The 11,093-nt window shown below is 42.9% G+C and carries 10 protein-coding genes, 4 tRNA genes and 1 pseudogene (1 of these 15 only partly in view); 1 reads left to right on the top strand and 14 read right to left on the bottom strand.

From position 1 onward, the window contains the following. The 5 genes from ACPF7I_RS01205 to ACPF7I_RS01185 all read right to left on the bottom strand — a co-directional run. Nucleotides 1-56 (bottom strand) — tRNA-Val (locus tag ACPF7I_RS01205) (it extends 17 nt beyond the left edge of the window). 39 nt (nt 57-95) lie between these two features. Next, nucleotides 96-167: transfer RNA gene (locus ACPF7I_RS01200), tRNA-Glu, on the bottom strand. Between the two features lie 16 nt (nt 168-183). Further along, a tRNA-Ser gene (locus tag ACPF7I_RS01195) sits at nt 184-276 on the bottom strand. A 2-nt stretch (nt 277-278) separates the two neighbouring features. After that, nucleotides 279-353: transfer RNA gene (locus ACPF7I_RS01190), tRNA-Asn, on the bottom strand. A 281-nt stretch (nt 354-634) separates the two neighbouring features. Further along, complete coding sequence (locus ACPF7I_RS01185; protein WP_219986336.1) at nt 635-1,090, bottom strand: SprT family protein; 456 nt, start codon at nt 1,088-1,090, stop codon at nt 635-637. Between the two features lie 72 nt (nt 1,091-1,162). Here ACPF7I_RS01185 and cmpA point away from each other — a divergent pair, with 72 nt between their 5' ends. Then, entirely contained in the window at nt 1,163-1,276 is a 114-nt protein-coding gene (gene cmpA / locus ACPF7I_RS01180; RefSeq protein WP_085789152.1) for a cortex morphogenetic protein CmpA, read from the top strand. Here the strand turns inward: cmpA and ACPF7I_RS01175 are convergent. The 9 genes and pseudogenes from ACPF7I_RS01175 to ACPF7I_RS01135 form a co-directional block, all read right to left on the bottom strand. Then, on the bottom strand, nt 1,271-3,436 hold the full coding sequence (locus tag ACPF7I_RS01175) for a Tex family protein (RefSeq protein ID WP_430745301.1): 2,166 nt from the start codon (nt 3,434-3,436) through the stop codon (nt 1,271-1,273). The two genes, cmpA and ACPF7I_RS01175, sit on opposite strands and share 6 nt — an antisense overlap. A gap of 57 nt (nt 3,437-3,493) precedes the next feature. Then, entirely contained in the window at nt 3,494-3,844 is a 351-nt protein-coding gene (gene ndoA, locus ACPF7I_RS01170) for a type II toxin-antitoxin system endoribonuclease NdoA (RefSeq protein WP_003253417.1), read from the bottom strand. A gap of 4 nt (nt 3,845-3,848) precedes the next feature. Beyond that, nucleotides 3,849-4,130, bottom strand: coding sequence for a CopG family ribbon-helix-helix protein (locus ACPF7I_RS01165; protein ID WP_430745302.1), 282 nt, complete (start codon nt 4,128-4,130; stop codon nt 3,849-3,851). A gap of 152 nt (nt 4,131-4,282) precedes the next feature. Further along, the gene (alr, locus tag ACPF7I_RS01160; RefSeq protein ID WP_430745303.1) at nt 4,283-5,437 is read right to left on the bottom strand and encodes an alanine racemase; all 1,155 of its coding nucleotides are present in this window, start codon (nt 5,435-5,437) and stop codon (nt 4,283-4,285) included. Between the two features lie 93 nt (nt 5,438-5,530). Beyond that, nucleotides 5,531-6,550 (bottom strand): LolA family protein, encoded by a 1,020-nt coding sequence (locus tag ACPF7I_RS01155; RefSeq protein WP_430745304.1) that lies wholly within the window; start codon nt 6,548-6,550, stop codon nt 5,531-5,533. A 74-nt stretch (nt 6,551-6,624) separates the two neighbouring features. Next, on the bottom strand, nt 6,625-6,987 hold the full coding sequence (gene acpS / locus ACPF7I_RS01150) for a holo-ACP synthase (RefSeq protein ID WP_219986331.1): 363 nt from the start codon (nt 6,985-6,987) through the stop codon (nt 6,625-6,627). A gap of 65 nt (nt 6,988-7,052) precedes the next feature. Next, nucleotides 7,053-8,450: pseudogene (locus ACPF7I_RS01145) on the bottom strand (DEAD/DEAH box helicase); the annotation flags it as partial. A 136-nt stretch (nt 8,451-8,586) separates the two neighbouring features. Then, complete coding sequence (locus ACPF7I_RS01140; protein WP_430745305.1) at nt 8,587-9,963, bottom strand: UDP-N-acetylmuramoyl-tripeptide--D-alanyl-D-alanine ligase; 1,377 nt, start codon at nt 9,961-9,963, stop codon at nt 8,587-8,589. Nucleotides 9,964-9,972: 9 nt separating this feature from the next. Continuing rightward, nucleotides 9,973-11,037 (bottom strand): D-alanine--D-alanine ligase, encoded by a 1,065-nt coding sequence (locus tag ACPF7I_RS01135; protein WP_430745306.1) that lies wholly within the window; start codon nt 11,035-11,037, stop codon nt 9,973-9,975. Nucleotides 11,038-11,093 lie beyond the last annotated feature (56 nt).

Raw genomic sequence — 11,093 nt, 5'->3', positions numbered from 1 at the left:
GAACCGCCGACCCCTTGCTTGTAAGGCAAGTGCTCTCCCAGCTGAGCTAATCCTCCGAAATAAAATGGAGTGAACAAAGTGAGCACTCCAAAGGATGACCCGTACGGGATTCGAACCCGTGTTACCGCCGTGAAAGGGCGGTGTCTTAACCACTTGACCAACGGGCCATATTCATTGTCTTCCTGGCGGAGAAGGCGGGATTTGAACCCGCGCGCCGTAAAAGAACGACCTAACGGTTTAGCAAACCGTCCCCTTCAGCCACTTGGGTACTTCTCCAATGGCTCCGCAGGTAGGATTCGAACCTACGACCGCTCGGTTAACAGCCGAGTGCTCTACCACTGAGCTACTGCGGAATAATAATAAAGGTGATTCATACTACCTAACCAATATTATAGTTTAACTTTACTGCCTCTTCCTCTACTAGTATACTCAATGATGATGGATGCGTCGAGGCAACTCGCAGCTTAACCAAAGAAGCATTGCTCGTCACTGAGCTACTGCGGAATAACTTATTCATTAGGACTGCTTATATTATATTTATTCTTTTTATGTTTGTCAACCGTCTTTTTTTCACTCGTTTTTTCTCATCGAATGACGACGGCTTTTATAATTTAGCACATACAGATTTGGCTTGTCAACACTCTCTTTTTATTTTTTTTAATTTTCCTCGACAGCGTCCACATACATATCGATTCGTATCCATCGCTTTTTTTCGCACATATACATAATGGCATGATGTGCATTCATAATACCTTTTCTTTCCCGTCTTTGCTAATACAACAGGTTTGCAAAAGCGTGGGGCTCGTACTTTTTGTAACAATTCCCGAAAATCACGATCACGATGCCGATAACCTTTTCCTTCTAGGTGTAAATGATAGTGGCATAATTCGTGCTTAATTACTTGGATGAGTTCTTCTTCCCCATATTGTTCGTAATATTTTCGATTCAGTTCAATGTTATGTGTAGAAAGTAAATATCTCCCACCTGTCGTCTTTAACCGATCGTTAAATATCGCTCGATGTCGAAACGGCTTATGAAACACTTGTAACGACACACGCTCAACAAGCGCCTGCAACTCGCGCTCATCCATTTTACCTCCGTCCTTTCACCATTGGGCTCTTTTACTCATAACATAATAAAAAACGATTTGAAGGTGATCATCATGCCGATGTGGCTAAGAAACCAAATGCGCCGTGCATATTATGAGAAAAATCGCGCTCAAATTAAACTTCTCAATCAATGTTGGTTTTTTTACCGGAAAACACACTGCTCATAACAGTGTGTTTTCCGATGTTGGTGGAATCATCGTTAAAGCGATGCGCTCTTTTTGTAAATCGACCGAATCAACCCATACTTTCACAATATCGCCGACTGACACAACATCAAGTGGATGTTTCACATATCGATTGCTTAGTTTTGAAATATGAACAAGCCCATCTTGTTTCACACCAATATCTACAAATACGCCAAAATCGACAACGTTTCGTACCGTCCCTTCTAATTCCATACCTTTTTTCAAGTCCTCCATCTTCAACACATGTTGCTTTAAAATAGGCTTTGGCAAATCATCGCGCGGATCGCGCTCTGGACGCTTAAGCGCATCGATAATATCTTGAAGCGTCAATACCCCTATGTTCAGTTTTTGTGCTGTTTCTTCTATATCTATCCCTTCAAGTGCAACACGCAACTGCTCACTACCGATCGCTTCTGTCGAAAAACCGAGGCGGCGTAACAATTGATACACTTCTTCATAACGTTCTGGATGGATTGGTGTGCGGTCTAGAGGTTCATCACCATCTAAAATGCGTAAAAATCCAATACATTGCTCGTACGTCTTTGCCCCTAATCTCGGAATATTTTTCAGTTGCATACGATTTGTAAACTTCCCGTGTTCTTCACGGTATTTTACAATATTTTCGGCTACTGTCTTCGTTAAACCAGATACATATTGCAACAATGTCGAAGAAGCGGTGTTGACGTTTACTCCAACTTGGTTCACAACCGTTTCCACAACAAACCGTAACGACTGTTCTAGTTTTTTTTGTGATACATCATGCTGATATTGCCCAACCCCAACCGATTTCGGATCAATTTTTACTAATTCAGCTAACGGATCTTGCACGCGACGAGCGATGGATACAGCACTTCTCTCTTCTACTTGCAAATGCGGGAACTCTTGACGCGCCAAATCAGAAGCAGAATATACACTCGCCCCCGCTTCATTTACAATTAAATAAAAAACGTTTCCTTCCCATTCAGAAATTGTATCCGCTACAAACTGTTCTGTCTCTCGCGATGCCGTTCCATTTCCAATGGCAATTAACTCCACTTGATACGTATGAAGTAGTTGCTTTAATTTTTCTTTCGCTTTCTCCACCTCATTTTTCGGTGGATGTGGATAAATGACATCAATATGAAGCACTTTTCCCGTTTCATCGACAACGGCTAACTTACATCCTGTACGATATGCTGGGTCGATCCCTAAAACGACCTTTCCTTTTAAAGGTGGTTGCAACAGCAAGTTGCGTAAGTTTTCAGCGAAAATGTGAATCGCTCGTTCTTCCGCATGTTCTGTCAACTCGTTTCGTACCTCTCGCTCAATAGACGGAGCAATTAAACGTTTATATGCATCTTCAATCGCTTCAGCAACAATGTCGGCCGCTGATGAGCGCTCATTTCGTATAACTTGTTTACGAATGTATGTAATGATTCGTTCAGCTTCTACATCAATTGCAATGCGCAAAATTCCTTCTTTTTCACCGCGGTTCATCGCTAACACACGATGCGCCGGTGCTTTGGCAATCGATTCGCGATGATCGTAGTACATTTCAAATACACGTTTTTCGTCTTTTTCTATCTCTTTTCCAACCGAAACAATTGTGCCCGTTTGCCAAGTTTGTTGACGGATCCATTGACGGATTGTAGCGTCATCTGACACTTTTTCAGCAATAATATCTTTGGCACCTTGAATTACTTCTTCGATCGTATACACTTCTTTTTGTTCATCAATAAACTCTTCTGCCCGATTTGTCACCGTCTCATTTGGAAATGTTAATAACCATTCTGCAAACGGTTCTAACCCTTTTTCTTTTGCAATTGTTGCTTTCGTTCGCCGTTTTTGTTTATACGGGCGATATAAATCCTCCACTTCTTGCAATTTTGTTGCGCTTAAAATCGCTTCTTTTAAATCGTCCGTCAACTTCCCTTGCTCATCAATCAAACGAATGACTTCTTCTTTTCTTTTTGTTAAATTTTGTAAATAGTTCCATTCGTCTAAAATCGTCCGAATTTGCACTTCATCAAGCGCACCGGTCATTTCTTTTCGATAACGAGCAATAAAAGGAATCGTATTTCCTTCTTCATGAAGTTGAATGACATGTTGAATATGTACAAGCGAAATGTTTAATTTCGCGGCCAGCTTGTTTAGTAGATCCAAGCGAGATTCCTCCTCTTAAACAAAAATAGCTACAAAACGTAGCTATTTTCCATCATATTAAAAATCAATAAGACCGAGGCTAATTTGCAACGCTTCATCAACCTTATCCATCATCTCGTCATCTAAATGGGTAATCTTATCTGTCAGACGTTGTTTATCAATCGTCCGAATTTGTTCAAGCAAAATGACAGAGTCCCGCTCAAATCCGTAGCGCTTTGCATCGATTTCAACATGTGTAGGCAACTTGGCTTTCTGAATTTGCGCAGTAATGGCAGCAACAATAACGGTTGGACTGAAACGGTTCCCGATATCATTTTGAATAACAAGCACAGGGCGCACGCCCCCTTGCTCTGATCCAACTACTGGAGAAAGATCGGCAAAATACACGTCACCACGTTTGACAATCAAAAGATTACCCCCCGCTAACTAAGCGTTCAACGGTGTGGTCAGCTTCATATTCCGCCAGAAACGCCTCCGATGCAAGCGACAAGTTGATTTTCGCCATCTCCATATACCCACGTCTCATCGCTTCTCGAATTTGACGCTTTTTCCGCTCGCGAATATACATTTTCATCGCTTGATAAATGAGTTCATTTCGGCTGCCGTTTTCTTGCTTGACAATTCCATCTAATTCATTCACTAACGCCTGTGGTAACCGAATAACAATTTCTGTTGTTGCGCTGGATTCAGACACAAACACACACCTCCAACTAAACTACAACCACATAGTTGCTCCCAATTTACATCATACCATTTCATCTTCGCGATGCAAAGTCATTTCCAGCATCATTCGTTCAAATTTTGTAGAAATTTTTCGAAAAATACCGTTCTCCTTGCACCCATCTACTATAATACCGCATTTCTCACTTCAATTATACTCTTGTTTCTTAAAAAAATACGGGGAACACGATAACTAATTGTACAAGGGATTTCATAATTGATCGTATTCAAATGGGCTGCAACATCATCAATAGAAATGCGATCGCCTTGTTGTTCACCAATGAGAGTGACCTTTGTGCCAATTGGAAGCTCATAAGGCAAACGAATCATCATTTGATCCATACAAACTCGACCAACAATTTGGGCACGCTTTCCATCAACAAGAACGGAAAAATGCTGCATCCGACGCAACCAACCATCCGCATAACCGATCGGAACCGTACCGATCCACTCGTCCGTTTCTGCCTCATATGTCACCCCGTAGCTTATTTTTTCTCCCCGTTTCACTTTTTTGACGTTTGTTAAGCGGCTATGGAGCGAGAATGCTTCTTTTAAAGGATACGGCAACAACGGTTTCATTTCTTGTGACGGCGACAGTCCATACATCGAAATGCCTAAACGTACTGCATTAAACACTCGATCCGGATAGCGCAATCCGGCTGCGCTATTAGCGCAATGAATGACGGGGGGAGTGACAGGCAACCATTTTAACATGCGCATAAACGTATCATATTGAAACTCAAAATAATCGGTCTTTCGTTCATCCGCCGTTGCAAAATGTGTATACACTCCTTCAAGTACGAAATCCGTTTGTTGCGACATAAGCGCAACGATCCGCTCTATTTCTTCCTTCGTTTTAACACCTAACCTTCCCATCCCTGTATCGCATTTGATATGAATCATAAGCGGCCGCTCATATGCATAGGCTAGCGCTTCTTCAACCCATTGCGATTGATATACGGTTAATGAAATATTTTCCTTTGCGGCAAGCGGAGCGTATTGAGGGTTCGTCGCCCCAAGCACAAGAATGGGAACATCCAAAGGAATTCCTTTTCTACGTAGTGCTAACGCTTCATCTAAAAAAGCAACTGCTAATCTTGCTGCTCCCGCTTCAAGCGCCGTTTTCGCCACTTGTATATCCCCGTGCCCATAAGCATTCGCTTTCACGACAGCTATTACATCAACATGGGAACCGACATACTCCTTCATAGACTGTACATTATAAAAAATGGCATCTAAATCAACTTCTGCCCATGTATCGCGATAAAAAGTTCTTTCCATCCTTCATACCCCTTCAAAAATATGTTCACGTTTGATTATTTCTTTTCTCTTGATAGGATGTCAACAAAAAAATAAAGACCCGCCACGCGAGTCTTATTTCATCACTTTACCTTGTACAGAACGAGCAATCGCAACCATTTCTTCTTTCGTTAAATCTTGTGAAGCAAGAATAAAATCAACACCTTTATACGTCCATGTTAACGTCCCGTTTGCCATCGCCCCAACTGCAAACCCTAAATCGACCGGTTCTCCTTTGACCGTTGTCGATACGTTCGCTGTCGGTACAACATGCGCTTTTTCCTGTACGAGCGTGAACGATTTCTCTCCAGCAAATGTCATAACAATTCGTTTTCCATTTGACGTTGTAAATTCCTTTTCTTCAACAAGCTTCACACCATCGAGCTCATATGTCGGATACATGACTGGAATAGCTTGTTGATTCGCTTCTGCTGTTGCCTGTTGCTCACTTTCTAACTTTGCCCGTGTCATGTTTTTGCTCACATCAAAAGCATTGTGATCAAATGCAGCATTCCACTCCACCTTCGAAAACTCCACTGTCAACATCGGTTGGGAGTCTACGTCCATGACCGTCACTTTGACCGGTGTTAAATCCTTTTTATTTAACGTAATTTCTTGCTTTGGCAACATTTTTTTATTTTCGTAATTTGTTTTTGTTTCAAAAACGTAATGATTTTTTGTTGCTTTAAATGCTGCCTTCGGGTCAGCTAAAATGTCTTTGACGAGCGACTCATACAAATATACTTGGCTTGCGTTTTGCGGCCAGTCGCTTTGAAAACGAAAACTTTTATTCAGCGCCGGCGTCAATACAAATACCCCTTCGTCGTTTCGTAAAATCATTTGATGTTGATCTCGTTGGGCATTTTTCAAATTCACACGATAGTAGCTTGGCGACTTATGCCAAATTTCAATTTCATACACTTGCGGCTCCGTTCCTGTTTGAAGCGTCATTTTTGCTTCTGCCTTGTACCCGGACATCGTTTTAACTTTTTCATCGAGCGCTTTTAACACATCTTGTTGGGATTTCTCTCCGCAAGCCGCCAAACTGCCTAAAATAAAAATAAGCAGGCACCAAAAAAGCAACGTTCGTCTCATTTTTTCAACCCCTTTACCTCATTTGGACTTCTTTCATAAGCCATCATATGAGGTCAACGGAGAGAATATGCAGACTAGCTTGACAAGCGTTCAATAATTACTTGAGCCACAGCATAGTGGGCGCTGTGGGAAATAGAAACGTGCACGCGCTGATCGGCTAATACGGAATCGATGTACGGTTTGCCGCACTCATCGTTTTTCACCTCAACATCACTAAACGACACATGTGCGCCAATTCCCGTCCCTAACGCTTTCGCATACGCCTCTTTTGCAGCAAATCGACCTGCAACAAACTCAATTTTTCGTTTTGACGACAATTCGAAAAAACGCATTCGTTCATTTTCTGTTAACACGCGTTCAATAAATTTCGGTTGCCTTTCTAACAAATGAGCGATACGACTCAACTCTACAATATCGATGCCAATCCCAACAATCATCTATACCCCTCCAATAAACAAAAAGAAGCTATCTGTTCAGACAGCTCCTATCGTTTTGTACGTGTTTTCGCTCCCCGTCCACGCGTCTCACTACGACGTTGGCGCGTTTGGACTTGCCGCTTTTTCTCTTTTTTCATAATCGGAGGCTCTTCCGTCAACTGTACCGGCGTCATATCCGGCTCTTTCGTTAACATTTTAATACACGCAGCAACGAGCGAAACAGAGTCGTGCTCTTCTAACAATTCCTCAGCAGCGCGTTTGTAAAATGATAAGTTATTATGCTCAATGGTAGCAAGCAATTTTTCCACAGCCGCCCGCTGTTGACCTTCTAGCGCCTCATCTAACGTCGGCGGCTTCATCCGTTCCATTTTCCGCTTTGTCGTCTTTTCAATATGGTGCAACTGCCCAATTTCACGCGGTGTAACAAACGTAATCGCCATTCCTGTTTTGCCCGCACGTCCTGTTCGACCGATACGGTGAACGTAGCTTTCTGGATCTTGCGGAATATCGAAGTTATAAACATGCGTTACGCCAGAAATGTCTAAGCCGCGGGCAGCAACGTCAGTCGCAACTAAAATATCAATCGAACCTTCTTTAAATTTGCGCAAGACAGATAAACGTTTCGCTTGGCTTAAATCACCGTGAATACCTTCTGCTGTATAACCGCGCAAGTTGAGTGCTTCCGCTAGTTCGTCGACACGACGCTTCGTTCTTCCGAAAACGATCGCTAGCTCCGGCGATTGAATATCTAGTAAACGCGTTAACGTATCAAACTTTTTCTTCTCTTGAATTTCGATATAGTATTGTTGAATGTTCGGAACGGTCATTTCTTTTGCTTTTACACGAACAAGCTCCGGATTGTTCATAAAGCGCTCAGCAATGCGGCGAATTGGCTCTGGCATGGTCGCTGAAAAAAGAAGCGTCTGTCGTTCAGTTGGCACATGACTTAAAATCGCTTCAATATCTTCAACAAACCCCATGTTCAACATTTCATCCGCTTCATCTAACACGACGGTATGCACGTTCTGTAAACGGAGCGTACGACGTTGAATATGATCAATAATGCGTCCTGGCGTGCCGACAATAATATGTGGGTGTTTCTTTAATGCTCGAATTTGCCGCTCAATATCTTGCCCCCCATAAATCGGCAAGACACGCACACGCTTCGTTGAGCCAATTTTATATAGCTCCTCGGATACTTGAATAGCTAATTCCCGCGTCGGTGCAACAATAATCGCTTGCACAGCATCATGGTTCATATCAATTTTTTCCACAAGTGGAATACCGAACGCTGCCGTTTTTCCAGTCCCTGTTTGCGCTTGCCCGATGACATCACGATTTTGTAAACTAAGCGGAATCGTCGCCGCTTGAATTGGCGTCGCCTCTTCAAATCCCATTTTACTAACTGCTTTCATCACTTCTGGACTTAATCCAAATTCTTTAAATGTAGCCAATGTTTTCATACTCCTTCTTCAAATAACTTACGAAAAAAGGCATTCCCGTATAGACGGAAGTGCCTTGTTCAAATTCATTCCGTAAACAGCTCTCGTTCATCATACCATTTTATGCATATGTTTTCAACAAATTGAACAACTCTTTTTACTCATTTAGCAAAGAAATGATTTCCTCTAGCTTCATGCCACGCGATGCTTTTAATAAAATAACATCGCCTGCTCCCATCATCGCTTGTACATCTGCGGCTAATTTCTCCTTATCTGTATACGAGCGAACACATCCTTCGCGAAACCGTTCGCTCGCTCGCTCAGCGATCGCTTTAGCACGCTCTCCGTACGTTAATACGTAATCTATTTTTTGTGGGTCGACCATTTCGCCAATTTGTTCGTGAAAAGCGATTTCTTGGTCACCTAGTTCAAGCATATCGCCGACAATCGCTATTTTTTTGCGATATCCTGTCAGCTGGCCGAGCAGCTCAAGAGCAGCACGCATAGATGTCGGGCTTGCGTTATATGCATCATTAATAATTGTTACCCCATCATCTCGCTTGATTACTTCTGTTCGCATTTTTGTTACGGTCAAGCGCGAAAATCCTTCCTTCATATGCGCTACATCGATAGAAGCAAGACGGGCCACAGCAATGGCTGCAAGGGCATTCATCACGTGGTGACGCCCAAGGAGAGGCATATGGAACATTTCATCTGGCCAACGATTGACTGTAAATGACGTACCATCCGCCTGAACACGAATGTCAAGCGGATAATAATCGTTTGTCTTTGCCATTCCAAACGTTTCGACATGCGAAAGCATACACTGTTGAACACGCGCTTGCAATAGCGGTTCGTCACCGTGATAAACAAATGAACCTCCACGTTGTAGTCCTTTGACGATTTCAAACTTCGCTGTTGCAATTCCTTCGCGCGAACCGAGCTCTTGTAAATGCGATTCTCCTATATTTGTAATGACCGCAACATCTGGTTCCGCAAGAGTAGAAAGGAGCTCGATTTCTCCAAAACCGCTCATGCCCATCTCGACAACAGCATACTCTGTGTCCTCTTTTAAACGGAGAAGGGTCAGTGGCACACCGATATGATTGTTTAAATTTCCTTCTGTTTTTTGCACGCGATATACAGTCCCAAGCAGTGATGCAATCATATCTTTCGTCGTCGTTTTTCCGTTGCTTCCTGTCACGCCAATGATGCGCGTCCGCAGTTGTTTGCGATACGCATGTGCTAACTGTTGAAGGGCAACGAGCGTGTCATCAACAAAAATAAGCGGGACTTCTTTCGGTGCATTTGGCTCATGTTTGCTCCATAATGCAGCTGCTGCCCCTTTGTCAAACGCCTGCATGACAAATTGATGGCCGTTAAATGTCGCTCCTTTTAGCGGAACGTATATATTTCCTTGCGCGATCGTGCGCGTATCTGTTGATACACCATGAATGACAACGGCAGAAAAACGCTCATCAATCGTACTGCCTGGAATCATTGTTTGAATGTCAGCTAATGAACGTGTAATCATATTATCACCTTAAAACACATACGTAATGTTTTGCTTTTCTTCATATCGCTCAATCGCTAGTTGAATGAGACGTTCAATTAACTCCTCATACGATACGCCCGTATGTTTCCATAAAAGCGGGAACATGCTGAATGGCGTAAAGCCCGGCATCGTATTGACTTCGTTAATATACGCCTCCCCATCTGCCGTCAAGAAAAAGTCGGCGCGGACTAATCCAGCTAAATCGAGCACTTTAAAAGCGGTAAGTGCCATTTGTTTTATCGTTTCGTATTCTTTGTCTGTAATGTTTGCTGGGATGACTAATTGTGTGTTCCCATCGACATATTTCGCTTCGTAATCGTAAAACTCTTTTTTCGGGACGATTTCCCCAACGACGGAACAAATCGGCTCGTCGTTACCGATCACCCCAATCTCCACTTCACGACCGCCAATCGCCTCTTCGACGATGACTTTTCGATCGTAACGAAACGCCTCTTGAAATGCGGTTTGTAATTGCTCACGGTTTTTACATTTACTAATTCCCACGCTCGAACCAGCATTGGCTGGCTTAACAAAACATGGATATCCAAGCTCACGTTCTACCGTTTCATATACAGTTTCTTTATGTTTTTCCCATTCTTTTTTTAAGAAAAATACGTAACGCGCTTGTTTCAACCCTGCTTGTGCAAACAATTGCTTCATGACGACTTTATCCATACCGACAGCCGATGCTAACACACCGTTCCCAACGTATGGTACGTCCAACAGTTCTAACATTCCTTGCACCGTTCCGTCCTCTCCGTTCGGGCCGTGCAAAAGCGGGAAAATGACATCGATTCGTTCTTCTTTATTTCCTTCGCGGTTAGCAATGGAAGTAAGCGCTGGCAGCCCATTATCGAAAACGAGTTGCTTCACATCTTGCACTTCTCCTTCGATCGCCTTGCCACGCCACCACTGTCCGTCCGTTGTAATATAAATCGGTACAACGGTAAACTTCTCTTTATTGACTGCATTAATCACAGAGCGCGCTGTTTGCAGCGATACTTTATGTTCAGGCGACTTGCCGCCGTATAATACACCTAACGTGGTCGTCATGTTCCTTCCTCCTCAACTGTTCATGTCACTTCATTTATTGTAGCACAACTACTTTT

The organism is Anoxybacillus dikiliensis, from assembly GCF_050613275.1.
Lineage (GTDB): Bacteria > Bacillota > Bacilli > Bacillales > Anoxybacillaceae > Anoxybacillus.
Note: the sequence above shows the minus strand (reverse complement) of the source record. Positions and strands in the feature narration are given on the sequence as shown.

Bases quoted from the DNA above. Each gene is read 5' to 3' on its own strand.
- acpS (WP_219986331.1), bottom strand. From the start codon at position 6,987: ATGATTGTTGGGATTGGCATCGATATTGTAGAGTTGAGTCGTATCGCT.
- ACPF7I_RS01135 (WP_430745306.1), bottom strand. From the start codon at position 11,037: ATGACGACCACGTTAGGTGTATTATACGGCGGCAAGTCGCCTGAACAT.
- alr (WP_430745303.1), bottom strand. From the start codon at position 5,437: ATGGAAAGAACTTTTTATCGCGATACATGGGCAGAAGTTGATTTAGAT.
- cmpA (WP_085789152.1), top strand. From the start codon at position 1,163: ATGCCGATGTGGCTAAGAAACCAAATGCGCCGTGCATATTATGAGAAA.
- ACPF7I_RS01185 (WP_219986336.1), bottom strand. From the start codon at position 1,090: ATGGATGAGCGCGAGTTGCAGGCGCTTGTTGAGCGTGTGTCGTTACAA.
- ACPF7I_RS01155 (WP_430745304.1), bottom strand. From the start codon at position 6,550: ATGAGACGAACGTTGCTTTTTTGGTGCCTGCTTATTTTTATTTTAGGC.
- ACPF7I_RS01140 (WP_430745305.1), bottom strand. From the start codon at position 9,963: ATGATTACACGTTCATTAGCTGACATTCAAACAATGATTCCAGGCAGT.